Raw genomic sequence first — 25,680 nt, 5'->3', positions numbered from 1 at the left:
ACCCCGCTCGTGCGGATCGACATCGTCAGGACCCACCCCACCGCGGGCCGCGTTCGAAGGGCACGCCGGTTCGCCCGGCGGACGCCATGACGGTCAGCGAGCGGCGTACCGCCGCAGTGCAAGGTCCGGAAGGAGAAGGATCATGATCCATAGTGACCGGCGCGGCGCCTCAGTCCACGCTCCCGATATGGAGGATTCGCCCCTCACCACGGATGCCGACCACGTCGGCGGGGGCGGCCGAGCCATTCCCCGGGACCTCACACCGGAGGCTGCCGCGCATTTGACCGCGGCCGGTGGTTACCCCTGCATCTCCGTGCTGATGCCGACGACCCCGGCTGCACGGATGGCGATCGCAGACCGCGAACGCCTCGAAGGCCTGCTCCTCGACGCCGAGCGACGCCTCGACGACCAACCGTTGGGCGACCGCGAGCGGTTGATGTACGAACTGCGACGACAGGCCCGCATCGCCCAGGACTCGAGCACGCAGAACGCTCTCGCGCTCTTCGTCAGCCACAGCGTGTCGCGAGCCTGGACGCTTCCGGTGGCGGTCCACCAGAAGGTCGTGGTCGAGTCCACCTTCGCCACCCGTGACCTGCTCCGGGCGCTGCACCGGACCCCACCGCACCTGGTCCTACGCGTCGACGAATTCGGAGCTCGCGTGTACTGGGTTGCCGCACGCGTCACGCTGCTCGACACGATTGAGCGTCTCCCCGTAGGCAGTGCGCGGCTGGTGGCCTCGCCGAATCTCGAAAGGCCCTACCCGGAGTCGGGGCTCGGGCTCGGCGCGGAGCGCGAGGCCGACGACCGCAGCGACCTGCTCGCCCGGATCGACCCCTGGATGGCAGGCCTGCGAGCAGAGCGCCCGGCTCCGCTCGTCCTGGCCGGCGACGCGGTGCTCGTGAACGAGCTGAGGAGCAGTGCGCGGTGGCTGCATCGGCTCGCGGGGGCCGTCGTCGGCCCCACGGCCAACAAACCTGACCAGCTGTTCACAGCGACAGCATTGTGTCTGGAGGACTACCTGCACCGACGGGGTCAGCAGACTCTGGAGACTCTGCGCGAGGCTGCCGTCAACGATCCCGAACAGGTAGTGGCCGGGCTGGACCAGTGCTGGACGGCCGTGGCAAGCCGGACCCCGGGCACCCTTGTCGTCGAGCAGGGCTACGTCCACCCTCGACCGCCCGGAGAAGGTGGGGGGCCTGTGTCCCACGACCTGATTGACGACCTCATCGAGCACGCAATTCAAGCCGGCAACCTCATCGCCTTCGTCGACGACGCACAGCTGCATGAGTTCGGGGGAATCGCCCTCCTGAGGTCCAGGTGAATGGAGGCCGCAACGGTGTTCGCCCGTCACGAACGCAGCGCACGAGGTGCGACACACGTGCGCCTACATCCGACATGCCACACGAACAGGAGGCCACGTGAGCGTCAGCCGATCGGGAGCTGATGGCAGTCACCCCACCGACCCCCGACGGCAGTCCACGGCACGCGAGGACTTCCCACCACTGGAACCATCTCGAGACATCGGATGGCTGTTGACCCTGCTGAGCGCAGTGGGAGCGCTGTGGTCCTCGTGGGGGCTGTTCCCCAACGATCCGGTGGGTAACGCCGCTGGGTATTGGGTCTCCGCCGCAACGACCATCGCCATCATCGGCACCATGTGGTTGCGCGCGACCGACGCCTCGTCGGCAGTAGCAGTCACGGCGCTAGCAGGTGGAACACTGCTACTCCTTGGCGCGCTTCGCGACTACCCCACCTCCGTCACCGTCACCATGGTGGGCGGTGGCGCCGGCATCGTCGTGGGCGCGATCATGCAGGTTCGTCACGCCCCCGGAACGCGTTAAGCTCACGCAAGGCCCACGCATTGCTGATCGCCGGGGACAGCCCACCCGCCGCAGACGGAACGCCAGGGCCCACGAGACATCCGCACCCACTGATCAGCCGCCAGGCATGACCAACCTCCAGCCCTGCGGCGCGTCCTGGAATCGACGCAGTATCTGGCCATTTTCGCTTGAGCAGGCGGAAGGCCATCCAGTTCATGGCAGCCGTGAACTTCGCACTGGCCCACGGGAGGACCCCTTGGTCTACCTCTTCGAGAGCATCGACACGGTCCTCGCCGGTGTTGTGCTGCTCCAAGTGGGCTTGGGATTGTGGGAGCTCTGTGTCGGCGACCTGGTTTTGCCGGAGAGTCTGGCAACCCACACCTTCGACGAACTAGAAGCCAAGGTCGCCGGAACTTTGGTGCTTGTGCTGGTGGTGCGCTTCCTGGAGGAACTCGTCCAGCACCCAGAGCCGCAACAGTTGCTCGGACGGCATCGCGGTCACTCTCGTCCGCGGGCTCCTAGTTCCTCTTCAGGCGCTGGCGCCACTGACCGGCGCCCACCGCCGTTCCAGCTGGAACTGTCCCGATGAGCGATCCCGCACCGGGTCGCTCCGCGAGCCCATCCCTCTGTGGCACGCTCCGCGTGCCGATCCATAGAGGGGACGGACAGCCGCTTCCGTGTTGCAAAGTTGGGGCGAGCGCTTGCGTGGCGTCACCACGTGCGGGACGGCGCGGGGGCGTGTCTTCTTGGCGCCCTGACGTTGGCTGTCGGTCAGCGGCTTTTGGTTGCCAGGTTCGACAGGGCCTGGGCGATGACCTTGTCGCGGTCTTGTGCGGCGTGTTGGTACCGCAGGGCTGCGCCGGCAGTGGAGTGTCCGAGGCGGGCCATGAGTTCGGCCAGGGTGGCTCCGGTGCTCGCGGCCAGGACGGCGCCGGTGTGGCGTAGGTCGTGGAACCGAAGATCGGGTCTGCCTGCCTCTTCGCGTGCCTTGTAGAAGACGCGGTAAAGCGTGGCCGGAGCCAGGTGTTTGGTCGGGTCGCCTGCGGACGGGAAGAGCAGACCGTCTCGACCGCCGGTGATGTTGTCGGCCAGGTGCGCCTTCACGACGGGGCACAGGTGCGGCGGGATCGCGACGTCGCGGCTGCCTGCGTCGGACTTCGGCGCACCGATGATGACCTCACCGTCGACGCGGACCACGGCTCGGCGGATCTTCACGACGCCGTTGGTCATGTCGAGGTCGTGGCGGCGTAGTTCGGTGATCTCACCGAAGCGGAGTCCGCACCAGGCGGCCAGAAGGATCATGAGTTGGTAGCGCTCGGGCATTGCCAGGGTCAGGGCCTCAAGCTCGGGCAAGGTGGCGGGGCCAATCTGTTTGACCCGTTTGGTGTTGCCCGCGCCTCGAATGTGGCAGGGGTTGTAATCGATCAGTCGGCGTTGCACGGCGTCGCTGAGGATCGTCCTCATGAGGCCGTAGGCGTGTGCGTTGGCGGTCGGGGTGGTCTCGCCCATCCGGTAGTACCAGTCGTCGATCAGGTCGGCGGTGACGTGCTTCAAGGCGACGTCGCCGAAGGTCGGCAAGATCCGCGCGTCGAGAATCTTGCGGTAGTGGTAGCGCGTGCGCGGCTTCAACTGGCGGTGCGTGAGCCAGCGCTCGGCGTGCTCGCCGAAGGTGAGTGGCTTCTTCGTGGTCGGCGGTGTCCAGTCCTCGTTCTTGATCTCTCGACGTCGATCCGTGAGCCACGCCTCGGCATCCTCTGCCGTCTCAAACGTGAAGGGGGCCATGTGTCGGAGGGTGTCCGGACCGAGGTAGGACGCTTGGTAGCGCTTGCTGGGAAGCTTCCTGATCGCACCGAATCCGCGCCTGCGTGGCATGTCCGCTCCCTATTTCGTGCAACAACGTGCAACAAGGATGGCAAAACATGTGTGGTTCTGTCCACGCGCCCGAGCGATGCTGGACGGTGTCTTCGCAGGTCAGGGCCGTTCTGTCCACCTGTGTCCAGTATCGCCGCATGTGCTGAAGTAAGATTCGAACCCAGTATCGCCCACCGAGATCATCCAGAGCCGCGCTGTCGCCAGCGCGGCTCTGTCGTCGTCAAGCCACTGTCAGGCCGACCGCGCCGCCGGCGGGAGGTCGGCCGCGTCCGCAGCTGCGGCGGCCGTCGGGTCGGCCGGCAGCTGGGCGACCTGCTCGCGGCACCACACCGAGACGGTCCGGCGCCCTGCGAGCACGTCCTCGCGGAACGCCGCCCACGGCTCCCACCGAGCCGCCTCCACCTCATCGGGGTCGCGGCGTACGTCCCCGTGCGCCGTTCCGACGAAGACCGGGCACATCTCGTTCTCGACGACACCGTCCTGCTCGGCGCGGTAGCGGAAGCGCGGCAGCACCAGGCGCAGGTCACCCACGGTGGTGCCGAGCTCCTGGGTGACCCGACGGCGCACGGCGTCCTCGAGCGACTCGCCCGGCGCGGGGTGTCCGCAGCAGCTGTTGGTCCACACACCCGGGAAGGTGCGCTTGTGGAGCGCGCGCTGCGTGACGAGGACGTTGCCGCGGTCGTCGAAGAGGTAGCAGGAGAATGCCAGGTGGAGCGGGGTGTCACCGTGGTGCACACCGGCCTTGTCGGCGGTTCCGGTGGCCCGGCCCTCCTCGTCGAGCAGGACGACGAGCTCGGCTGTGCCGGTCTCGATCGGTCGGGTGTCGGTCATGCGGGCCTCCCCACGGGTCGGGCGAGCTGGTTGACGGCGGTGTCGAACAGCCACGGCAGGCGGGCCGCCGCGGGGACGAGCCGGCGGCGCACGGGTGCGTGGGCGGTGGCGCGCAGCAGCGCGTGGGTGAGCAGCTCGTGGCGCAGGCCGAGTCGGCGTGCGAGGCGGTCGTAGCGCTCGGGCCGGCCGGCGGCCAGGCACTCCACGGCCACGCGCGCCTGCGCCAGCCCGAGCGCGAGCCCCTCGCCGGTGAGGGCGTCGACGTAGCCTCCGGCGTCGCCGACCAGCAGCACCCGCCCGGCCGAGCGCGAGCGCGAGCGCTGGCGCAGCGGCCCCGCACCCCGGACCCGTGTGCGGTCCCCGGTGAGCCGCTCCTGCAGCACCGGGAAGTCGTCGAGCAGGTCCTCGAAGCGCGAGCCCGCTTCCGCGAGCACCGCGACGCCGACGAGGTCGTCGTCGACCGGGGTCACGTAGGCCTCGGCACGCGGCGACCAGTGCACCTCGACGTAGGGCGTCCAGGGCGCCTGCTGCACGTGGCAGCGCAGGCCGAAGCGGCGCCGGCCGGCCGCGGGGGCGTCCAGGCCCACGAGGTGTCGTACGGGGGAGTGCAGCCCGTCCGCGCCGAGGAGGTGCCGAGTGGGCTCGCCGTCGACGAGCAGGTGGTCGCCGCGGTCGACGACGGCGGTCACCGGCCGCGGGTCGAGGGGGATGCCGGCAGCGGTGACCTGCTCGGCGAGCGCGTCGTGCAGCACGGTGCGGCGTACGCCTCGGCCCGGTCCGCGGGTGAAGCGGGCCGTCGCGGCGCGCCCCGCGCCCGAGCCGTCGAGGTAGCGGATCCCGGCGAGGTCGTGCCCGCGCGGGTGCACCCCGAGGGCGGCGAGCTCGGCGAGGGCACCGGGCATGAGGCCCTCGCCGCACGCCTTGTCGATCGGGCCGGTGCGGGGCTCGCGCACCACCACCGACAGGCCGGCGCGGTGGGCGTGGAGCGCGGCGGCGAGGCCGACCGGGCCGCCGCCGGCCACCACCACGTCATGCACGACGTCAGGCACGGGCCGTCTCCGTGTCGGGCAGGGTGGCGAGCGCCGCGTCCTCGACCCGGATGCGCACGGTGAGCAGCGCGGCGTTGAGGACGGTGAAGACGACGGCGGTGATCCAGGCGGCGTGCACGAGGGGCAGGGCGATGCCCTCGACGACCACTGCGACGTAGTTGGGGTGGCGCAGGAAGCGGTAGGGGCCGGAGCGGACGGGCGGCAGGCCGGGCACCACGATCACCCGGGTGTTCCAGCGTCGCCCGAGGGTAGCGATGCACCACCAGCGCAGCGCCTGCGAGGCCACGACGACCGCCAGCATCGACCACGCGAGCACCGACGGCACCTGCGGCTGTCGGATCCAGGCCTCGGCGAGCGCGCCGACGAGCAACGCGGTGTGCAACACGACCATGAACGGGAAGTGGCCCAGCCCGTGCTCGACGCCGCCGCGCTCCATGCTCCACCGCGCGTTGCGGGTGGACACGACGAGCTCGGCGACCCGCTCGAGGCCGACCAGCGCGACGAGGACCGTGAAGGCCACCAGCCCGGTCACGACGCCGCCCGCAGCAGCACGAGCTCGGAGCAGAAGCCCGGCCCCATCGCCATCAGCACGCCGTGGCTGCCGGGTGCGGGCGGGCGCTCGCGCAGCGTGTCCTCGAGGACGTGGAGCACCGACACCGACGACAGGTTGCCGACGCGGGCCAGCGAGTCCCACGTGAGCTGCACGGCCTCCCGCGGCACCTCCAGCGCGTCCTCGAGCGCCTCGATCACCTTCGGTCCCCCGGGGTGGCAGACCCACCAGCCGATGTCGTCGCGGGTGAGACCGTGGTCGGCAAGGAAGGCGTCGACGTCCCCGCGCACGAAGCGGCCCACGAGTGTCGGGACCTCGGCGTCGAGCACGATGCGCAGGCCGTTGCCGGTGACGTCGAAGCCCATCGTGCGCTCGCTGTCGGGATAGAGCCGGCTGCGCGAGTCGAGGACCTCGACGGGTCCGGGGCGTCCGGACGACCCGACGGCGACGACGGCCGAGGCGCCGTCGCCGAACAGTCCGCTCGCGACGAGGTTGGGCACGGAGGCGTCGTCGCGCTGCACGGTGAGCGAGCACAGCTCGACCGCGACCAGGACCGCGGTGTGGCCGGGGTGGCCGAGGAGGTAGTCGTGGACGCGGGCGATGCCGGCCGCCCCGGCCACGCACCCCAGCCCGACGAGCGGCATGCGGCGTACGTCCTCGCGCAGGCCGACCTGGGCGGCGATGCGGGCGTCGAGGGACGGCACGGCCAGGCCGGTCACCGTCGCGGTGACGACGAGGTCGACGTCGGAGGGGGTCAGGTCGGCGGCCTTGAGGGCGTCGACGAGGGCGCGGGACCCGAGCTCGACCGCGTGCTCGATGAACAGGTCGTTGGCGTGACCGAAGTCGCCGAGGCCGGCGTACTCGTCGAGCGGCAGCACCGTGTGGCGCCGTTCGACGCCCGCGTTGGCGTGGAAGCGGCGCAGCAGCGACCGGTCGAGGCTGCGCTCGGAGATGAACTCCGCGAACGCCTCGGTGATCTCGGCCTGCGGGTGGGAGTGCGCGGGCAGTGCGCCTCGTGCGGAGAGGATCCTCATGTCAGCCACCTCTGGTCGGGGTCGGGGAGCGGTTCGCGGGACGGTTCGGTTGGTGGGGTCGGTCTGGGTCGAGCCATGCTGCGGAGCAGGCCGCCGGCCAGCCGGGCGTCGATGCGGCCGTCGCCGAGGCCGAGCTCGACCAGTGTGTCGAAGGCGTGGCGGTCGCGGCCGGCTGCGCGGATGCCGGCGTCGACGATGCGCGGTGACTGCGCGAGGCGGGAGGCCGCCCATGTGTGCCGCAGGTGTGTGCCGAGCAGGGCACGCACCGCGCGGCGGTGCCGGGCACCCGCGTCCCCCGGGCGACCTGCGGCCACGGCACGGGCGGCCGCGCGGCCGGCCGAGATGCCCGTGGCGACGGCGTAGTAGATGCCCTCACCGGTCATCGGGTTGACCAGGCCGGCGGCGTCGCCGACCAGCAGGACCGGTCCGTCGGGCTGGTCCCAGCGCCACGAGCTGAGGGGGAGGTGGTGGCCGCGCCAGTCGCCGCCGGTGCTGGCGGCGCCGGGCACGAGCTCCTCGAGCTGCTTGAGGAGCAGCCGGCGGCTCGGCGTGCCCGTCCCGTCGCGCTCGCCGGGCAGCAGCTCGCCGTAGCCGACGTTGGCCAGCCCGTCGCCGCGGTCGAAGGCCCAGGCGTACGAGGGCTGGCGGCGGGTGCCGTAGCGGATGACCTGACGACCGGCGAGCTCCGGCGTGGTGGGGGCGTAGCCGCGGATCGCGATGGCGCGCGTCTGGCGGCGCGGTCCCAGCAGCGCCGTGCGCACCAGTGAGTGGGCGCCGTCCGCCCCGACCAGCACGGAGGCCGACACCGACCCCGACACGACGGGCAGGCCGGGGACCCGGGGTGCGTGGAGGTTGGCGAGGGACGTCACGCGGTGGGTCCGCAGGACCGCCCCGGCGGCGACCGCACGCTGGACCAGACGGGCGTCGAGGACCGCGCGGGGGACGACGTGCACCTCGCGTCGCATCGGACCGCTGACGGTGACGTCGCCGTGCGAGAGCTCGAGGTCGCGCAGCGGCGCCCACCCGTCGACGACGTCGGCGGCACCGACCGGCGCGAGGGCGTCCAGCACGTGCGGGGCGATGCCGTCGCCGCAGGACTTGTCCCGAGGGAACTCGCTGCGGTCGAGCAGCAGCACCCGCAGGCCCGGGTCCTCCGCGAGAGCCCCGAGGGCGGTCGCGGAGCCGGCCGGGCCGGCGCCCACGACGACCAGGTCCCAGTGCTCGAGCGCCGCGCTCATCGGGCCACCACCAGCAGCACGGCGTCGACCAGCGCGATGCCGACCGCGGCGACGAAGGGCGCCCGCCCCGAGCCCGCGACGACGACAGCGGCGAGCACGAGCACCGCCGCACCGGCCGCGAGGCTGAGGGCGAGCGGGGGAGCGGCGCCGAGGAGGACGACCGCGGACGCCACGACCAGCACGGCCGCCGCGACCGGGGCGATGCGCCGCGGACCCAGCCGGTGCGGCAGGCCGCGGACGCCCGTGGCGGCGTCGTCGGCGAGGTCGGGCAGCACGTTGAGCAGGTGGGCCCCGACGCCCAGGAGCGCGGCGCCGACGGGCCACCACCAGGGCGGGGCCTGTCCGTCGGCCAGCGTCACCACGGCGGTGAGGCCGCCGAAGGACAGTGCGTAGGGCACCCACGACCAGGCCGTGGCCTTGAGCCCGAGGTTGTAGGCCCACGCCGAGGCGACGGTCGCCAGGTGGACGAGGCCCGCCGCAACGCCGAGGGCCAGGGACAGCACGGCGCACGCCACGACCGCCACGCCGCAGGCGACGCGTACGACGGTGACGGGAGACCCGTCGGCCGCCAGGGGCTTGTCGGTGCGCCCCGCGGCTCGGTCGCGCGAGCGGTCCAGGAGGTCGTTGCTCCACCCCACGGTCAGCTGGCCGGTGAGCACCGCCGCCACCACGAGGACGGCCGTGGCCGGCGCCAGGCCCTGGGCCGCGGCGAGCAGGCCGGTCAGGACGGTGACAGCGAGGGCGGGCCCCGCGTGGGACGCCGCGACGAGGGTGCGGGCGACCCCCGTGGCCGGTGTGCCGACGGTCGCAGGGCCGGTCATCGCGCGACCTCGCGGTCCGTAGGACGCCGCGGACCGCGGCGGACCAGCCGCGCCGCAGTCACGCCGACGGTGGCGACGAGCCAGCCGGCGAGCACGTCGACGACGTAGTGCTCGCCGGTGTAGACGAGGGTGAGGGCCATCGCGAGGGCGTACGCCGCGAGGAGCACGCGCGAGACCCGCGACACCGACGGCAAGAGGAAGGCGGCCGCCAGGAGCGCGGCGCCGGCGTGGAGGGACGGCATCGCCGCGACCGGGTTGCTCCCGCCCTGGCCCAGCTCGACGAGCCGGCCGACCGGGGCGAGCCCCAGCGCCTCCCACCCGAGGTGGGAGATCCGGTCGACGGCGCCGATGTCGCCGCGCTCGGCGGCGAGCCACGGGGGCGCGGCCGGGTAGGCCAGGTAGCCCGCGATCCCGACCAGTGACATGGTCAGCACGGCGGCGAGCCACTCGCCGAACCGGTCGCGCACCCGGAACCAGACCACGGCGGTGATGAGCGGGATCGTCACGAAGTGGGTGACGTAGACCAGCGCGGCGACCGCGTCGTACCAGTCGGGCGACCCGTCGACGAGGCGGGCCTGCAGCCAGACGGTGGGCACGGTCCCGGCGAGCGCCTCGTCGCCGCGCGCCGGCCCCAGCACGTGCAGCGGCGCGCCCAGGCGGTTGGTCCCAGCACCGTCCCCGGTCCCGAGCGGCGCGGTGATCCACTGCGCGATCCAGTAGGCGACGAGGATGGTGCTCAGCGGCGACCAGGCGATGAGCAGCTGCGCGACGGGACCGTGCCGGGACTGCCCCGACGCGTCGTCGGTGACGACGGGCTCGGCAGCCCGATCGGTGGCCGTCGTTGCACTGCTCACGCGGTGCTCCGTCGACGGGACAGCCGCTCGAGCACCGCCTGGGTGCGGAAGCGGTTGTAGCGCTGGATCGCGATGAAGGGGAGGTTGACCAGCACGCCGTAGGCGACCAGCAGGGCCGATGCCAGCGGCGGGTTCCAGAGGACGAAGAGCGGGCTGCACCACAGCGCCCACCAGTGCGCCAGCTCCGCGCGGCGGGTCTCCCGCACGAAGACCTGCAGCCCGTCGGCGTCGAGGGCCGGCAGCTCCCGCTTGCTGATGCCTCCGTCGAACAGCGCCCCCGCCTCGGGCACCCGGTCCTTCCACCGGTGGATCCGCAGGCGGCGGCGGTACCAGTGGCCGCCGGTCTCGAAGCGGCGGGCGCGGAGGCCCCAGCCGTCGCGGGCCAGGCGCTCGTCGCGCAACCGGTGCGCGGCGTACCCCGTGGAGGCGTGGACGACACCCCACGCGAGGACGTCGACCACGATCGTCACGGTCTGCGGCATCGCGAGACTGAGCATCAGCCCACCCCTTCCGGCGCCTCGGCGAGCGGGACGTCGCGACCGCGCCACGACACCGAGCCTCGCACGACAGTGAGGGCGAGCGAGCGGGCGAAGACCAGGTCGAAGGCCAGGAGCGGGACGGGGAACAGCGCCCACGCCCACCACCGGAAGGACCCGGTGCGGCGCAGCACCCAGCGCAGGTGGAGGGCTGTGGCGACGTAGGCCACCGCCCACAGCAGGGCGCTCCCAGCCACGAGGCCGGAGCCGCTGCCGGTGGTCGCCGCGACGAGCGAGCCGAGGGCGCCGACGGCGACGGCGTGGTGGGCGCTGATCCACCCGACCGTCGCCGCGGTGGCGGCGGGGGCCGCGGACGACGCCCCCGAGGCGATGTTCTTGGTCCAGCCGGCGACGAGCTGCCGCAGCCCGCCGGGATAGCTGCGCATCCGCACCGCGTCGCCGCCGATCGCGCACCGGACGGGAAGGCCCGCGCGGTCGTAGGCCGCGGCGAGCGCCGCGTCGTCGAGGATCTCGGCGCGTACGGCCGCGTGGCCGCCGACCGCCTCGTAGTCGGCGCGCGAGGTCAGCAGGCAGGGCCCGAACGCCATCGGGACGTGGCGCTGCCGGGCAGTGCCGGCCGCGCGGGTGAAGGCGCCGCTGGCCATCACGGCGACGACGTTGAAGTAGGCCGAGAGCTGCTCGTAGGGGCGCACGACGGCGTGGTGCGGCTGCACCGAGACCAGCCCTCCGTGCCGGGCGTGCACGTCGAGCAGGCCGGCCAGAGCGTCCGCGGCGAGGACGGTGTCGGCGTCGAGGAAGAGCAGCAGGTCGCCCGTCGTCGCGTCGACGCCGGTGCGGCAGGCCCAGGCCTTGCCGGTCCAGCCCGGCGGCGGGCTCCCGGCGGGCACCACCTCGGCGCCGCCCGTACGGGCGACCTCCGCCGTCGCGTCGCGTGACGCGTCGTCGACCACGACGACCTCGAGCGGGGCCGGGTCCTGGTCACGGACGGCGGCCAGCAGGTGCGGCAGGGTCTCGGCCTCGTCGCGGGCGGGAACGACGACCGACACGGTGCGCGGGCGTGCACCGGGACCGGAGCCGGCGCGAGGGAGCGTCCGGAGGTCGGCGACCAGCCGCTGCGCGCACACGGCCGCGAGGAGCAGCAGCAGCGCGAGGACGAGGTCGACCGCGAGACCGTTCATCGCGGGCCCAGGGACTGCGTGGACAGCCGTCGCACGACGAGGGGCATCCCGCCGCGGGGGTGCACCGCGACCTTGGCCTGGGCGACGGGACGAGCCCAGCCGGCCGGCAGGTCGATGCGGTGGTCGCGCAGCAGCTCGGCCAGGACGAGCACCATCTCGCCCAGCGCGAACTCCCTCCCGATGCACAGCCGCGGCCCCTGGCCGAAGGGCAGGTAGCCGGTGCGGGCGCCGGTGTCGAGGAAGCGCTCGGGCCGGAACGACTCGGGCTCGGGCCAGAGGTCGGGGCGGCGGTGGACCAGCCACGGGCTGATGATCGCCAGGGTGCCGGCAGGCACCGTGCGCCCGCCCACGACGTCGTCGCGGTGCGAGCGCCGCGAGATCGCCCAGGCCGGCGGGTAGAGCCGCAGGGCCTCGTCGACGACCGCGCGCGTCCAAGGGAGTCGGTCGCGGTTGCCGACGAGCGGGACGGGACCGGCGTGGGCGTCGAGCTCGGCGCGCACCCGCTCCTGCGCGTCGGGGTGCTCGGCCAGCAGCATCAGGGTCCAGGCCAGCGCCGCGGCGACGGTCTCGTGGCCGGCGATGACCATGGTGACGAGCTCGTCGCGGACCTCGTCGTCGCGCAGCCCGCTGTCGAGCAGGAGGCCGAGCAGGTCGTCCCCGTGCGCAGTGCCCGTCGCCGAGCGGGCGTTGCGGGCGCGACGCTCGGCGATGATCGCGGCCGCACCCGTGTCGAGGCGTCGGCGCGCGGCGCGCAGCCGGAGGTTGGTGCGCGTGGGCGTCCACTCAGCGCGAGGGAGGATCGAGCGGCCGAGCCGCACCACCAGGTCCGCGGACTCGCTCGTCGCCCGGAGCAGGTCCTGGGCGTGGTCGGAGAGATCGGTGCTGAAGAGCGCGCGACCGACGGCGTCGAGGCCGATGGTGTGCGTCAGGGACGCGACGTCGACGACCTCGCCGCCCACGGTCGGGCGGTCGCGGTCGCGGTGGGGGCCGAGCCGAGCGTCGATCGCCGTACGGGCCGCGGCCCGCACCTCCTCGCCCACGGCCTCGAGGCGTTGGTGGTGGAAGGCCGGCGCCGCGAGCCGGCGGTGCTCGATCCAGCTCGGCTCCGCGGAGGCCAGCAGGCCGGGACCCGTGACCCTCGCCAGCGCGGCGTACTGCACGGTGTCCTTGCCCCAGCTGCGCGCCGAGGTCTGGAGCACGTGCCGTACGTCGGCGGGGTCGTTGAGCAGCAGTGCGGGCGCACCGGGCACCGGGAAGGAGACGGTGTCGCCATAGTGTTCGGCGACCCGGCCGAGGAAGGTGAGCGGGTCGGCACGGACCGACCGGAACGCGCGCGCCATGTCCCGCGGCGTGGGGCCGGGCACGCCGACGTCCGTCGGCTGCATGGCCTGCAGGCGGGTCGCGACGCTCATGCTCCCGCCTCGTCCGGCGCCCTGCGGCGACCCAGCCACGTCCAGGCCACGCAGCTGCACAGCACCAGCCCGAAGCCGAACATCAGGTCCTCGACCGGGGCGAAGACGAGCCGACCGTCGCCGAGGAAGCGGATCTCACCGCTGCCGAGGATCGCGTCGCCGGAGTAGCGCACGATGCCGCGTCCGGTGAGCCAACCGTTGGTGAGGAGCTGGAAGAACACGATGATCGCGTAGGCGAGCCACCAGTCGCGGGTCGCGGTCACCCGCGTGCGGGCGATCCAGCGGTCGAGCACGAGGGCGAGGACGACGCAGAGAACGGCGAGCGCGGTGTACGTCATCGGGCCTCCTCGCGCCGTCGCGGTGCACCCGGTCGCACCCCGCGGCGTGCCGCCCGTACGCCCTCGAGGGTCAGCACCGAGACGACCGGGATGACCACGAAGAAGCCGATCTCCTCCAGGGGCAGCCCGGCGACGCGCCACGGCAGCGTCTGGTCCTCGTCGAACCACCAGTGTCCGACGTGCGTCGCCCACAGGTCCCACAGGAGGAAGGGGGTGCCGGCCAGCGCGATGGTGAGCAGCAGCCGCCGCGGCTGTCGCAGGACCTGCAACCGGAACGCCGGCACCAGCGGCAACGTGCCCGCCAGGCAGAAGGCCAGCATGGCGACGTAGGCCCAGCTCTGGAGCGTCATCCGCCCACCGGGAGGACCGAGCGGTCGCCGCTGATCCGCTTGAGCACGAGCTCGGCGCTGATCAGGCACATCGGCAGCCCCACGCCCGGCACGGTGGTCGCGCCGGCGTAGTAGAGGCCGTCGACCTTGGACGAGGTGTTGCCGGGACGGAAGAAGGCGCTCTGGCGCAGGGTGTGCTCGAGGCCCAGAGCTCCGCCGCGCCACGCGTGGTAGCGCGCGGCGAAGTCCTGCGGTCCGACGGTGTGGCGCACCCGGATCCGCTCGCGCAGGTCGGGGATGCCGGCCCATGCGGCGACCTGGTCGATCGCGGCGTCCGCAGCCCGCTCGACCTGCTCGGCGCCCCGGCCGTCGTCGCCACCGGCGCCGATGCTCACGTCGGCCGGCACCGGCACGAGGACGAAGAGGTTCTCGTGGCCGGCGGGCGCGACCGAGGGGTCGGTCTCCGACGGCTTGCAGACGTAGACCGACGCCGGGTCGGGGATCCGGGCGTCGTCGCCGAAGATCGAGCCGAAGTTGGCCTTCCAGTCGGAGGTGAAGAACAGCGAGTGGTGCGGCAGCTGCGGCAGCTCGCCCTCGACGCCGAGCATCGCCAGCACCACGCCGGTGCCGGGGGAGCGGTCCTTCCAGGCTGGCTCGGGGTGGGTCTGCAGCTCGCGCGGCAGCATCGTGGTCTCGAGGTGGTGGAGGTCGCCGGCGCCGACGACGACGTCGGCGTCCAGGGTGCGCGGCCCCTCGGGGGTGTCGTGCTCGACGCCGGTGACGACCGCGCGGCCCTCGCGCTCGGAGGTGAGGATCCGGCGCACCTCGGTGCCGGTGTGCAGGCGTGCGCCATGTCGGCGGGCCACGTCGGCGATCGCCGCGATCAGGGTGGTGAACCCACCCTGTGGGTAGAGCACCTTGTCGCCGAGGTCGAGGTGGCTCATCAGGTGGTACATGCTCGGCGCCCGGTCGGGCGAGGAGGCGAGGAAGACCGCGGGGTAGCCGAGGATCTGGCGGATCCGCGGGTCGGTGAACCGGGCGGCGACGTGCGACTCCAGCGAACGCGTCAGCAGCCGGCCGAGCGTCGGTGTGCGGCGGACGACGGCCGGGTGGAGGAACGCCGAGGCGGAGTCGAAGTTGGTGTAGAGGAAGCGCTGGAGGGCGACGTCGTAGGTCTCGGCGGCGCTGGCCATGTAGGCGTCGAAGCGCTCCCCGGCACCGGGCTCGAGGGACTCGAACAGCGCGCGGTTGTGCGCCACGTCGGGACGTACGTCGACCGGGTCGGGGTGGCCCTCGAAGAACACCCGGTAGCTCGGGTCGAGCTGCACGAGGTCGAGCTCGGCCTCGGCGGTGGTGCCGAGGAGCTCGAAGAAGTGCTCGAAGACCTCGGGCATGAGGTACCACGACGCGCCGGTGTCGAAGCGGAAGCCGTCGCGTTCGACGCTGCCGACGCGCCCGCCGAGGTCGTCGTTCTTCTCGAGCAGGTCCACGGAGTGGCCACGTGAGGCGAGCAGGGCCGCCGTGGCGAGCCCGGCGATGCCGCCGCCGACGACGACCACGTTGCGCGGGCTGCCGTCGCCGGTGTGGCGCGGCGCGGAGCCGATGCGGCTCAGTCGCTCAGGGAGTCGCAGCGTCATGAGCGTGCCTCCCGCAGCGCGCTCGCGGCGAGCCGCAGCTTGACCGGCGCGGGCACGCGGACGCGCGTGCGACGGATCTCGCTGGCGGGCGCGGCACGCAGCCGGCTGGCCAGCTCGGCGAAGGTGGCGTGCGCGGCCCGGACGGCCCGGCGGCTGCTGGGCGGGAGGTCGGGCACGACGGCCGCGGCCGCGCGGAGGTCGGCGTCGATGTCGTCGAGGATCCGGTCGCGGTCGGCGTCGCAGAAGGCCTCGACGGTCAGGCCGGGGAAGTAGTCGCGGCGCAGCAGGTCGTGGTCGTCGGAGAGGTCGCGCAGGAAGTTGAGCTTCTGGAAGGCGGCGCCGAGGCTGCGCGCGCCCGGGGTGAGCCGCTCGTACTGTCCCTGGCGGTCGGGGCCGGCGTCGGGGGCGGCGAGGAAGGCGCGCAGGCACATCAGGCCGACGACCTCGGCCGAGCCGTAGACGTAGCGGTCGAGGCTCTCCTGGGTGTGGGTGCGGGTGTCGAGGTCGGTGCGCATCGAGTCGAAGAAGGGCGTGACGATGTCGGTCTCGATCCCGACCGCGATGGCGGTCCGGGCGAAGGCGTGCACGACCAGGTTGCCGCTGTAGCCGGTGCGCAGGGCGTGGGCCACGTCGCCCTCGAGCCAGTCGAGCATCGTGGCACGGGCGGAGCGGTCGAGCGCGGGGTCGGGGTTGTCGACGATCTCGTCGGCCACCCGGACGAGGGCGTAGATGTTGCGGACCTGGGTGCGTACCGGCTCGGCGAGCAGCCGCGAGGCGAGCCCGAAGGAGCTGGAGTACTCCCGGATCACGACGGCCGAGCTGGCCTCGGACACCGAGTCGTAGAGGCTGCGAGGGGCGCCCCGGCCCACGAAGAGCGTCATGCCGCGACCCCGTTGCCGTCGGCGAGCACCCGCGGGCGTACGCCCAGCCCGTCGACGAGGTCGGCCGGGATGCCGAGCCCGTCGAGCACGGAGCGTGCCTGCTCGAGGTGTCGCTCGGCGAGGTCCTCGACGAAGCGGCGCGACCCCGACGCGGTGAGCAGCTCGCGCACCTCGGCGAGCTCGGTGGCGTCGAGCTCGCGACCGAGGAAGGTGCGGACCTGCTCCCACTCGGGGGTGGTGCGGGCGTGCACCAGGAGCGGGGTCTGCTTGCGGGTGCGCAGGTCGCAGGTCGTGCTCTTGCCAGAGCGGGCGGGGTCGCCGAACACCCCGATCAGGTCGTCGGCGAGCTGGAAGGCGATGCCCATCGCACGGCCGGCGTCGCCGAGCCGGGCGATGGTGTGCTCGTCGGCGCCGGCGAGCACCGCGCCGGCCTGCAGCGGGAGGGAGAACGAGTAGGCGCTGGTCTTCTGCGCCTCCATCTCCAGGCTCTGCACGAGGGAGGCGTGGGTGAGGTCGAGCGAGAGCCGTACGTCGGCCAGCTCGCCGGACGCGGTCCGGTGCAGTGCGACGTCGAACAGGTCGAGCAGGCGCGCCACGGCCGGCGCCGGTGCACCGCAGAGGGCGACCGCGCGGACGGCGGCGGCCAGGGCCAGGTCGCCGGCGAGGATCGCCGCGGTGAGCCCGTAGCCGGCGCTGGCGTCGGCGCGGGCACCGTCGATGCGCGCCAGGGCGCGGAAGGTGCCGCTGACGTTGGGGCGTCCGCGCCGTACGTGGTCGTCGTCGATCACGTCGTCGTGGATGACGAACGCGGTGTGCAGGAGCTCGACGGCGGCGCCCACCTCCGCGGCCGGGCCGTGGCTGTCACCGCCCAGGGCGGCGTGCGTGGCGACCACCAGCGCGGGGCGGAACCGCTTGCCGCCCTCCGTGGCGGCGCACAGCGCCTCCCACATCAGGGCGTGGTGGGCGTCGACCGTCCCCGCCCGCCTGCGCCCGTCCTCGAGGATGCGGCTGAGGGCCGCATTCGTGTCCGCCCCTGTGCCGTCGTCCGTGTCGACCATCTGGTACCTCCCGCGAGCTCGCCGTTCGTTGTCACCGAATCTATGCAACACTTCCAACTAAATCTACGCACGATGTCGAGGAGTGGACGAATTTGGACCCCAGTTCCCGCGCCACCCTGTCGATCGGCGACCTGGCCGACAGGACTGGAGTACCCATCTCGACGCTCCGCAGCTGGGAGAAGCGTTACGGGTTCCCCCAACCGGCCCGACAGGGGGGTGGGCACCGCCGCTACGACGAGGCCGACGTGGACGCCGTGCTCGAGGTGCTCGCGCGCCGCCGGGGAGGACTCTCGCTCGCTGCGGCCGTCCAGGGTGCGGACACCCAGCCGACGCGCTCGGGCTCGATCTTCGCCGAGCTCCGTCGTCGTCACCCCGAGCTGCGCCCGCAGGTCCTGTCGCGTCGCACGCTCGTGTCGATGAGCCACGCGATCGAGGACGAGTGCTGCGCGCGGGCCGCCGACCCGTTGCTGTTCGGCGCCTTCCAGCGCGAGCGCTTCCTGCGCGCCTCCTACGAGCGGTGGCGCGAGCTCGCGCGTACGGCCCGCCAGGCCGTCGTGTTCGCCGACTTCGACCTGCCGGCCGGTCCGGCGGCCGGGATGCCGATCGAGGTCAAGGTGCCGCACGAGTCGCCGCTGAACCGCGAGTGGGCGGTGGTGTGCGACGCCGCCGACCTGCCCGCCTGCCTGGCCGCCGTCGAGCGGCCGGGCCAGCGGCCGGGGTCCGACCGCACCTTCGAGGCGGTCTGGTCGGTCGACCCGCAGGTGGTGCGAGACGCCAGCAGGATCGCGGCCTCGCTCGCGGACGAGCTGCGACCCGGGTGGCGCGAGACGGCCGACGCCGCGCCCCTGCCCGAGCCCACCGGCGCGTCGGAGGACCTGCGCCGCGCCTCGGAGCTGTTCGACCGGATGGTGGCCTACATCGACGCTGCGCGGTGAGCGTCCCCCGGTGACCGACCGCTCCTCCTGAGTCCGCGCGCCTCCTTCACGAGGCCGTCGACGACGACCAGCACGACCGCGGCCGCGGCGGCGGCCAGCCACCCGGTGCCGGTCGGCCACGAACCGCCCAGCAGGTGGGCGAGCGGCGCGAAGCCCAGGAACAGCACGAGCAGCAACACCTCGACCGCGACGGCCGCCAGGACCAGGCGGTTGGTGCCGGGTCGGATCCTCCAGGCCGGCGAGACCGTGCTCCGGCAGGCGAACGCGTTGGCCATCTGCGCGAGCGCGATGGCGGCGAAGGCGGTGCCCGACGCGGTCGCCAGCAGCGCGGCCGACGGGGCCCCGCCCCACGACCACCCACCGTCCACGAGCACCCAGGTGAACGCCGCCATCGCCATCACGGCCTCGGTGAGGCCCAGCACGGCGAAGGCACGCGCCAGCAGTGCGCGGTCGACCAGCGAGCGGGTCCGTCGGTTGCCCATCAGGCCGCGCCGCGGGGGCTCGGCGCCCAGCGCGAGCGCAGGCAGCATGTCGGTCCCGATGTCGAGGGCGAGCACCTGCAGGACCGTGAGCGCGAGCGTGAACTGCCCGCCGCTCATGGCCCACAGCGCGAACGGGGTGAGCTCGGCGACGTTGTCGGTCAGGTGGTAGGTCAGGAACCGCCTCACGTTGGCGTACGTCGCGCGCCCGAGCTCGATGGCGGTCACGATCGTCCCGAAGTGGTCGTCCAGCAGCACGAGGTCGGCGGCCTCCCGGGCGACGTCGCTCCCGCTCGCCCCCATCGCGACGCCGACGTCGGCCTCCCGCAGCGCGGGCGCGTCGTTGACGCCGTCGCCCGTCATGGCGACCACGTGGCCGCGCCCGCGCAGCGCGTACGCGATCCGGAGCTTGTCTGCCGGCGTCACGCGCGCGACGACCGCGCCGGCCGGGTTGTCGAGCAGCTCGGCGAGCTCGGCGTCGCCCTGCGGCAGCTCGCTCCCGTCGACGACGACACCGCCCTCCCGGAGCAGCCCGACCTCGCGCCCGATCGCGGCGGCGGTCGCGGGATGGTCCCCGGTCACCATGGCGACCCGGATTCCGGCGTCGCGGCACGACCGGAGGGACTCGCCCACGTCGCCCCGCGGCGGGTCCTCGAGGCCGATCAGGCCGAGGAGCTCCAGGTCGTGCTCCATCGCCTCGCCCGGGTCGTCGCGCCACGTGCGCCGGGCGACGGCGAGCACCCGACGCCCGCCGCCCGTGAGCCGGACCAGCTCGGGCGCCATGAGGTCAGGCACGGAGACGCAACGGCGGAACACCGCCTCGGGTGCACCCAGGACCGAGACCTCGTCGCCGCGGAGCGCGGAGCTGAGCAACCGCTCGGCCGTGTAGGGCCGTCGACGCACCGACGGCCCGGCCTCGACGTCCTCGGCGGTCCGCAGTGCCAGGCAGTGCACCGCCGCCTCCGTCGGGTCCCCGACGGCACGCCACGCGCCGTCGCGGCGCACCGCGCGGCCCCCGACGCACGTGGCGGCCGCCCGGGCGATCACCGGCACGAGCACGAGGGCCTCGTCCGGACCGGCCAGCCGGGCGGTGGGCTCGTAGCCCGAGCCCTCGACCGACACGCGTCCCGCCGTGGTGACCACGTCGACGACGTTCATCCGGTTCTGCGTGAGGGTGCCGGTCTTGTCGGTGCAGATGAAGGTGGTCGAGCCGAGGGTCTCCACGGCGTCGAGGCGGCGGACCAGGGCCTGCTGCGCGGCCATCGTCTGGGCCCCGCGGGCCAGCGAGAGCGTCACCGTGGGCAGCAGACCCTCGGGCACCAGCGCCACGGCGACGCCGACGCCGAACAGGAACGCCTCGGTCGGCCCGAGCCCGAGCGCGAGCGCGACGGCGCCCAGCCCGGCGCCGGTCAGCGAGGCGATGACCGCGACGATGCGCACCACCCGGTCGAGCTGGGCCGTCAGGGGGCTGCGCGGCCGCGTGGCGGACGCCGGTCGCCTCGACCACGGCGCTGCCCTCGCCCCGGACGACGAAGGTCCCCGCCAGCAGCTGCCCACCGGCCTCGCGGGGCACGGCGCGGCTCTCACCGGTGACCATCGACTCGTCCAGCGAGAGGTCGTGGGCGAGCACGACGCGCGCATCGGCCCCGACGCGGTCGCCCGCCTGCAGGACGAGCAGGTCGCCGACGACCAGCGAGGAGACGTCGACCGCCTGCACCACGCCGTCCCGCACGACCCGGGTGGCGGCCGGGAGCAGCTCGCCCAGCCGTTCGGTGGACCGGTCGGCGCGGTGCTCCTGCCAGAACGCGAACACGCCGTTGAGCAGGACGACGACCACGATGGCCACGGCCAGCGCGGGCATCCCCGCGAGGAGGGCGAGGACGGCGGCCGCCCAGAGCAGCAGCGCGAGCAGGTGCGTGAGCTGCCGCGCCAAGTCACGCCACAGCGGCGTGTGCGTGGTGTCGGGCAGGACGTTGGGTCCGTCGGTGGCGAGGCGGCGCGCAGCCTCGTCCGCAGAGAGTCCCTGCACGACTCCACGCTCCGTCGCGCCGGCGGCTCCCTGCTAGGGCCGAACGTCCCGACGGCCCGCCCGGGGGCGTTGGGAGCGGGCCGACGGGGTACGGGCCGTCATGCCCACCCATGACAGGTTCCCCCGCGTCGTCCTCGTCACAGGTGCCTCCAGCGGCATCGGCGAAGCCACCGCCCACGCGGCCGCCCGCCGCGGCGACCACCTGGTGCTCGTCGCCCGGGGGCGCGACGCGCTCGACCGGGTGGCGGGGGAGTGCGACAGGCTGGGCGCCGCGTCCACGACGGTCGAGCCGTGCGACATGAGCGTCGACCGGGAGGTCGCGGCGGTGGTGGCTGCCACGCTGGAGCGCCACGGATGGCTCGACGTCGTCGTCGGCAGCGCGGGCGTGGTGGCGTACGGGCGGGTCGAGGAGGTGCCGGTCGAGGTGTTCGACCAGGTGGTGTCGACCAACCTGCTCGGCTCGGCCAACCTCGCGCGACACGTGCTGCCCGCCCTGCGGTCTCAGGGAACCGGCAGCCTGGTGCTCGTCGGCTCGCTGATCGGGCACATCGCCGTGCCGGACATGGCGCCCTACGTCATCAGCAAGTGGGGCGTGCGCGCCCTCGCCCGCCAGCTCCGGGTCGACAACCGCGACCGTCCCGGGGTCGCGGTCTCCTACGTGGCGCCCGGCGGCGTCGACACCCCGATCTACCGCCAGGCAGCGACGTACGGCGGATCGGTCGGTCGCCCGCCGTTCCCGGTCGCGACCCCCGAGGCGGTCGCGGCGCGGGTGATGGCGGTCGCCGACGGTCGACGGTCCGGCGGGCAGGTCGGGCTCGCCAACGACGTCATCCGGTTCGGCTTCACCGCCCTGCCGTGGGCCTACGACCGGCTCGTCGGGCCGCTCTTCGCGCTCGCTGCCCAGGACCAGACCGTGCCGTCGCCGTCCGGGCCCGGCAACGTGCTCGCCACCCGCCAGCACCACAACGCGCTGCGCGGCGGGTACGGCAACGCCCTGGCCGCGGTCGGTGCCAACGCCGTCGCGCTCCTGCGGCGCCGGGCGCGTGGGCGTCGGTCCGGCGAAACCGGGGTGAGGGCGGCCGCCGCCGGCCGATAGCATCACCGGCAGCCGGGGACGTCCCGTCCCCCGTCGTCACACTCAGCCACACTTCCCAGCCGCACCTCCCGAAGGAGCTCTCGTGTCCGACATCCAGGTCGTCCGCATCCACGCCGATCAGCGTGCGGAGACCACGGTCACGACGGGCACCAAGGCCTGGGAGCTGTTCCGCGACGACGCCGACGTCATCGCCGCGCGGGTGGGCGCCCCCGGTCAGCAGAGTCTCAAGGACCTCTCCTACGAGCTGACCGACGGCGACGAGGTGGAGGGCGTGGCCATCGACAGCGCGGACGGTCGCGACATCCTGCGCCACTCGACCGCGCACGTCCTGGCGCAGGCCGTGCAGCAGATCTGGCCCGAGGCCAAGCTCGGCATCGGCCCCCCGGTCGAGAACGGGTTCTACTACGACTTCGACGTCGAGACCCCGTTCGTGCCCGAGGACCTGGTCAAGATCGAGTCCGCGATGCGGAAGATCATCAAGGAGAACCAGCGCTTCGAGCGCCGCGTCACCACCGACGCCGACGCGCTCGACGAGCTCAAGGACGAGCCCTACAAGATCGAGCTGATCGGCCTCAAGGGCGGCGCGGGCGCGGCGGACACCGAGGGCGCGAGCGTCGAGGTCGGGGCCGGCGACCTCACCATCTACGACAACATCGGTCGCAACGGCGAGGCGAAGTGGTCCGACCTGTGCCGGGGCCCGCACCTGCCGACCACCAAGCGGATCCCCGCCTTCAAGCTGATGCGCAGCGCCGCGGCGTACTGGCGCGGTGACGAGAAGAACAAGCAGCTCCAGCGCATCTACGGCACCGCGTGGGAGTCCAAGGAGGCGCTCGAGGAGCACCTGCACCGCATCGAGGAGGCCGAGCGCCGCGACCACCGCAAGCTCGGTCGCGACCTCGACCTGTTCAGCTTCCCCGACGAGATCGGGTCCGGCCTGGCGGTCTTCCACCCCAAGGGCGGCGTGATCAAGAGGGTGATGGAGGACTACGTCCGCCAGCGGCACATCGAGGAGGGCTTCGACTACGTCGGCACCCCTCACATCAGCAAGGAGGGGTTGTTCCACACCTCCGGGCACCTGCCGTACTACAAGGACACGATGTTCCCGCCGATGGAGTTCGAGGGCTCGGACTACTACCTCAAGGCGATGAACTGCCCGATGCACAACCTGATCTTCCGCTCGCGCGGACGGTCCTACCGCGAGCTGCCGCTGCGGCTGTTCGAGTTCGGGTCGGTCTACCGCTACGAGAAGTCCGGCGTCGTCCACGGCCTGACCCGCGTGCGCGGTCTCACCCAGGACGACTCGCACTCCTACGTGACCCCGGAGCAGGCCCCCGCCGAGGTCAAGCACCTGCTCGACTTCGTGCTCGGGCTGCTGCGCGACTTCGGCATCGACGACTTCTACCTCGAGCTGTCGACGCGTGACGACTCCAAGCCGGAGAAGTTCGTCGGCACCGACGAGGACTGGCAGGTCGCGACCAAGGTCCTCGAGGACGTCGCGGTCGGGTCCGGTCTCGAGCTGGTGCCGGACCCGGGCGGCGCTGCGTTCTACGGTCCGAAGATCTCCGTGCAGGCGCGCGACGCCATCGGCCGCACCTGGCAGATGTCGACCATCCAGTACGACTTCAACCAGCCGAAGGGCTTCGAGCTCGAGTTCGCCGCCGCTGACGGCTCGCGCCAGCAGCCGGTGATGATCCACTCGGCGAAGTTCGGCTCGCTGGAGCGGTTCTTCGGCGTCCTCGTCGAGCACTATGCCGGCGCCTTCCCCCCGTGGCTCGCGCCCATCCAGGTCCAGGGCATCCCGATCGCGGAGCGCCACCACGACTACCTCTTCGACATCGCCCGGCAGATGAAGGCCCAGGGCCTACGGGTCGAGGTCGACGACTCCGACGACCGGATGCAGAAGAAGATCCGCAACGCGCAGCTGCAGAAGGTGCCGTTCATGATGATCGCCGGCGACGACGACGTCGAGAAGGGTGCCGTGAGCTTCCGCTACCGCGACGGCCGCCAGGACAACGGCGTGCCGCTCGCCGAGGCGATCGAGCGGGTCGCCGCTGCGGTGGCCTCACGCGAGCAGGTCTGAGCCGGCGGTGTCGGGCGAGCGCCGCCCGGTCGTCGACCTCACCGACGAGCAGGCGCGGCGTGCCCTGCCGCTCAAGTGGGGCACCGTCCCGCGTGACGTGATCCCGGCGTGGGTCGCGGAGATGGACTACGCCCTCGACCCGGTCGTCCTGGAGGCCGTGCAGCGGGCCCTCGCCGACGGGATCACCGGCTACCCGCTGTTCGGCCATGACCCCGCGCTCGCCGAGGCGTACGCCGGCTGGGCCGACCGCCACTTCGGGTGGGCGCCCGAGCCCGAGGCCGTGATCCCCGTCGTCGACGTGACGGCCGGGGTCCGAGTGGCGATCGACGTCTTCTCCGGCCCGGGCGGCGTCGTCTTCCCCACGCCCGGCTACAACGCCCAGCTCGGGCTCGCGAGCATCACAGGTCGGGACGAGGTGCGCCTGGAGGTGCCTGCCTCCGCCGAGCGCGCGGAGATCGATCTCGACCGGCTCGACAGGATGTTCGCCGAGGGCGCGCAGACGCTGCTGCTGACCCAGCCGCACAACCCGTGGGGTCGAGTCTTCACCCGCGCGGAGCTCGAAGGCATCCGCGACGTGGTGGTGCGGCACGGTGCGCGTGTCGTCAGCGACGAGATCCACGCCCCGCTCGCACTCCCTGGTGTCGAGCACGTCTCCTACCTCGCCATCGAGGGGACCCACGACCACGCCGTGGCCGTCGTCGCGGCGTCCAAGGCGTTCAACACCGCTGGGCTCCGGTGCGCGCAGCTGGTCGTCCCCGACGCCGCGTCCCGGCGGCTGCTCGCCGACCAGCCGATGGCGCGCAACGACTCGCACTCGCCGCTGGGCGCCATCGCCGCGCGCACGGCGTACGCCGAGGGCGACCCGTGGCTCGCCTCGCTCGTCGAGCGCCTGGACCAGCAGCGTGCCCTGCTCGGCGACCTGCTCGCCACCCACCTCCCGCTCGTGCGGATGCGTCCGGTCGAGGCGACCTACCTCGCCTGGCTCGACGCGTCCGCCTACGGACATGACGACGCCGCCGCGGTCGCTCTGGAGCGTGGCCGGGTGAAGGTCAGCCCGGGGGAGTCGTACGCCCCCGGCACCACCGGCCACGTCCGGCTCAACTTCGCCACCTCGCCCGAGAGGCTCACCGAGGTCGTCGAGCGGCTGGCGCGGGCCTGGGCCTGAGGACGCCTCGCCTCCGCCGACCGGCCCCCGTTGGTCGAGGAGCGACGGAGTCGCGTCACGAGACCGACCGCCCTGCTGGTCGAGGAGGGACGAAGTCCCGTCACGAGACCTCCCCGACCTTGTTTCGTGACGGTCGCTGCGCGACCCCTCAACCATCGAAGCCCGCTGGTCGAGGAGCGACGGAGTCGCGTCACGAGACCCCTGACCCCGGCTTCGTGACGGTCGCTGCGCGACCTCCTCAACCACCGGGCTCGCTGGTCGAGGAGGGACGAAGTCGCGTCACAAGACCCCCGCCCCCGGCCGGTCGAGGAGCGACGAAGTCGCGTCACGAGACCCCCCAGAAGTCGTGGGCCACCTACCGTCCACAGCCGGCGAACTCAACCGGTTGTTGCAACTCGATCGTGAGTGAGAGGTTGCGGCGCGTGCCGGGTGTGAGGTTGACCGCGGATCAGCGGTTGGTGATTGAGCGGGCGTACATGGCGGGGTTGCCGCAGGCG

The 25,680-nt window shown here is 73.0% G+C and carries 24 protein-coding genes; 7 read left to right on the top strand and 17 right to left on the bottom strand.

Annotation, left to right across the window (positions count from 1 at the left end; translation table 11 throughout):
- The first annotated feature begins 142 nt into the window (after positions 1–142).
- From IE200_RS08780 to IE200_RS08770, 3 genes are all read left to right on the top strand, one after another.
- A complete protein-coding gene (locus IE200_RS08780) occupies positions 143–1,321 on the top strand; it encodes a hypothetical protein (protein WP_191279120.1) in 1,179 nt (392 codons plus the stop codon).
- Positions 1,322–1,532: 211 nt separating this feature from the next.
- Positions 1,533–1,841, top strand: coding sequence for a hypothetical protein (locus IE200_RS08775; RefSeq protein ID WP_191279119.1), 309 nt, complete (start codon positions 1,533–1,535; stop codon positions 1,839–1,841).
- 106 nt (positions 1,842–1,947) lie between these two features.
- Positions 1,948–2,409, top strand: coding sequence for a YqhA family protein (locus IE200_RS08770; RefSeq protein WP_191279118.1), 462 nt, complete (start codon positions 1,948–1,950; stop codon positions 2,407–2,409).
- Between the two features lie 182 nt (positions 2,410–2,591).
- On the opposite strand, the gene IE200_RS08765 is transcribed toward IE200_RS08770, so the two are convergent.
- From IE200_RS08765 to IE200_RS08690, 16 genes are all read right to left on the bottom strand, one after another.
- On the bottom strand, positions 2,592–3,602 hold the full coding sequence (locus IE200_RS08765; RefSeq protein ID WP_207081783.1) for a tyrosine-type recombinase/integrase: 1,011 nt from the start codon (positions 3,600–3,602) through the stop codon (positions 2,592–2,594).
- Between the two features lie 321 nt (positions 3,603–3,923).
- Positions 3,924–4,523, bottom strand: a complete 600-nt coding sequence (gene idi / locus IE200_RS08760) for an isopentenyl-diphosphate Delta-isomerase (RefSeq protein ID WP_191279116.1) — start codon at positions 4,521–4,523, stop codon at positions 3,924–3,926.
- The gene (locus IE200_RS08755; protein WP_229856318.1) at positions 4,520–5,572 is read right to left on the bottom strand and encodes an NAD(P)/FAD-dependent oxidoreductase; all 1,053 of its coding nucleotides are present in this window, start codon (positions 5,570–5,572) and stop codon (positions 4,520–4,522) included. The genes idi and IE200_RS08755 overlap by 4 nt, the downstream gene beginning before the upstream one ends.
- Positions 5,565–6,104 carry an isoprenylcysteine carboxyl methyltransferase family protein gene (locus tag IE200_RS08750; protein ID WP_191279115.1) on the bottom strand — a complete coding sequence of 180 codons (540 nt, stop codon included), beginning with the start codon at positions 6,102–6,104 and terminating at the stop codon, positions 5,565–5,567. Before IE200_RS08750 ends, IE200_RS08755 begins: the two co-directional genes overlap by 8 nt.
- Complete coding sequence (locus tag IE200_RS08745; protein ID WP_191279114.1) at positions 6,101–7,156, bottom strand: type III polyketide synthase; 1,056 nt, start codon at positions 7,154–7,156, stop codon at positions 6,101–6,103. Before IE200_RS08745 ends, IE200_RS08750 begins: the two co-directional genes overlap by 4 nt.
- Positions 7,153–8,394 (bottom strand): geranylgeranyl reductase family protein, encoded by a 1,242-nt coding sequence (locus tag IE200_RS08740; RefSeq protein ID WP_191279113.1) that lies wholly within the window; start codon positions 8,392–8,394, stop codon positions 7,153–7,155. The genes IE200_RS08745 and IE200_RS08740 overlap by 4 nt, the downstream gene beginning before the upstream one ends.
- On the bottom strand, positions 8,391–9,215 hold the full coding sequence (locus tag IE200_RS08735) for a UbiA family prenyltransferase (RefSeq protein WP_191279112.1): 825 nt from the start codon (positions 9,213–9,215) through the stop codon (positions 8,391–8,393). The genes IE200_RS08740 and IE200_RS08735 overlap by 4 nt, the downstream gene beginning before the upstream one ends.
- Positions 9,212–10,069, bottom strand: coding sequence for a phosphatase PAP2 family protein (locus IE200_RS08730; RefSeq protein ID WP_191279111.1), 858 nt, complete (start codon positions 10,067–10,069; stop codon positions 9,212–9,214). The genes IE200_RS08735 and IE200_RS08730 overlap by 4 nt, the downstream gene beginning before the upstream one ends.
- Complete coding sequence (locus IE200_RS08725) at positions 10,066–10,566, bottom strand: glycosyl-4,4'-diaponeurosporenoate acyltransferase CrtO family protein (RefSeq protein WP_191279110.1); 501 nt, start codon at positions 10,564–10,566, stop codon at positions 10,066–10,068. The genes IE200_RS08730 and IE200_RS08725 overlap by 4 nt, the downstream gene beginning before the upstream one ends.
- Entirely contained in the window at positions 10,566–11,744 is a 1,179-nt protein-coding gene (locus tag IE200_RS08720) for a glycosyltransferase family 2 protein (RefSeq protein ID WP_191279109.1), read from the bottom strand. The genes IE200_RS08725 and IE200_RS08720 overlap by 1 nt, the downstream gene beginning before the upstream one ends.
- Positions 11,741–13,156, bottom strand: a complete 1,416-nt coding sequence (locus tag IE200_RS08715) for a cytochrome P450 (protein WP_191279108.1) — start codon at positions 13,154–13,156, stop codon at positions 11,741–11,743. The genes IE200_RS08720 and IE200_RS08715 overlap by 4 nt, the downstream gene beginning before the upstream one ends.
- Positions 13,153–13,494 carry a lycopene cyclase domain-containing protein gene (locus tag IE200_RS08710; RefSeq protein WP_191279107.1) on the bottom strand — a complete coding sequence of 114 codons (342 nt, stop codon included), beginning with the start codon at positions 13,492–13,494 and terminating at the stop codon, positions 13,153–13,155. Before IE200_RS08710 ends, IE200_RS08715 begins: the two co-directional genes overlap by 4 nt.
- Positions 13,491–13,844, bottom strand: coding sequence for a lycopene cyclase domain-containing protein (locus IE200_RS08705; RefSeq protein ID WP_191279106.1), 354 nt, complete (start codon positions 13,842–13,844; stop codon positions 13,491–13,493). Before IE200_RS08705 ends, IE200_RS08710 begins: the two co-directional genes overlap by 4 nt.
- Entirely contained in the window at positions 13,841–15,460 is a 1,620-nt protein-coding gene (gene crtI, locus IE200_RS08700) for a phytoene desaturase family protein (protein WP_191279105.1), read from the bottom strand. Before crtI ends, IE200_RS08705 begins: the two co-directional genes overlap by 4 nt.
- Positions 15,457–16,341: a phytoene/squalene synthase family protein gene (locus IE200_RS08695; RefSeq protein ID WP_191279104.1), complete on the bottom strand. Its 885-nt coding sequence runs from the start codon at positions 16,339–16,341 to the stop codon at positions 15,457–15,459. Before IE200_RS08695 ends, crtI begins: the two co-directional genes overlap by 4 nt.
- On the bottom strand, positions 16,338–17,399 hold the full coding sequence (locus IE200_RS08690; protein ID WP_191279103.1) for a polyprenyl synthetase family protein: 1,062 nt from the start codon (positions 17,397–17,399) through the stop codon (positions 16,338–16,340). Before IE200_RS08690 ends, IE200_RS08695 begins: the two co-directional genes overlap by 4 nt.
- A 92-nt stretch (positions 17,400–17,491) precedes the next feature.
- Here IE200_RS08690 and IE200_RS08685 point away from each other — a divergent pair, with 92 nt between their 5' ends.
- Positions 17,492–18,334 carry a DICT sensory domain-containing protein gene (locus tag IE200_RS08685; RefSeq protein ID WP_191279102.1) on the top strand — a complete coding sequence of 281 codons (843 nt, stop codon included), beginning with the start codon at positions 17,492–17,494 and terminating at the stop codon, positions 18,332–18,334.
- On the opposite strand, the gene IE200_RS21100 is transcribed toward IE200_RS08685, so the two are convergent.
- The gene (locus IE200_RS21100) at positions 18,313–20,850 is read right to left on the bottom strand and encodes a cation-translocating P-type ATPase (protein WP_407940974.1); all 2,538 of its coding nucleotides are present in this window, start codon (positions 20,848–20,850) and stop codon (positions 18,313–18,315) included. The genes IE200_RS08685 and IE200_RS21100 overlap by 22 nt on opposite strands.
- A gap of 92 nt (positions 20,851–20,942) precedes the next feature.
- Between IE200_RS21100 and IE200_RS08670 the strand changes: the two genes are divergently transcribed.
- The 3 genes from IE200_RS08670 (at position 20,943) to IE200_RS08660 (ending at position 25,183) form a co-directional block, all read left to right on the top strand.
- Complete coding sequence (locus IE200_RS08670; protein ID WP_191279100.1) at positions 20,943–21,938, top strand: SDR family NAD(P)-dependent oxidoreductase; 996 nt, start codon at positions 20,943–20,945, stop codon at positions 21,936–21,938.
- Positions 21,939–22,020: 82 nt separating this feature from the next.
- Entirely contained in the window at positions 22,021–24,018 is a 1,998-nt protein-coding gene (thrS, locus tag IE200_RS08665; RefSeq protein ID WP_191279099.1) for a threonine--tRNA ligase, read from the top strand.
- A gap of 7 nt (positions 24,019–24,025) precedes the next feature.
- On the top strand, positions 24,026–25,183 hold the full coding sequence (locus IE200_RS08660; RefSeq protein ID WP_191279098.1) for a MalY/PatB family protein: 1,158 nt from the start codon (positions 24,026–24,028) through the stop codon (positions 25,181–25,183).
- Positions 25,184–25,680: the final 497 nt, after the last annotated feature.

The sequence above is a fragment of the Nocardioides flavus (ex Wang et al. 2016) genome (genome assembly GCF_014653115.1).
GTDB classification, from domain to species: Bacteria; Actinomycetota; Actinomycetes; order Propionibacteriales; family Nocardioidaceae; genus Nocardioides; species Nocardioides flavus.
The sequence above is the reverse complement of the archived record's forward strand: the minus strand, read 5'-3'. Positions and strand labels throughout refer to the sequence as shown.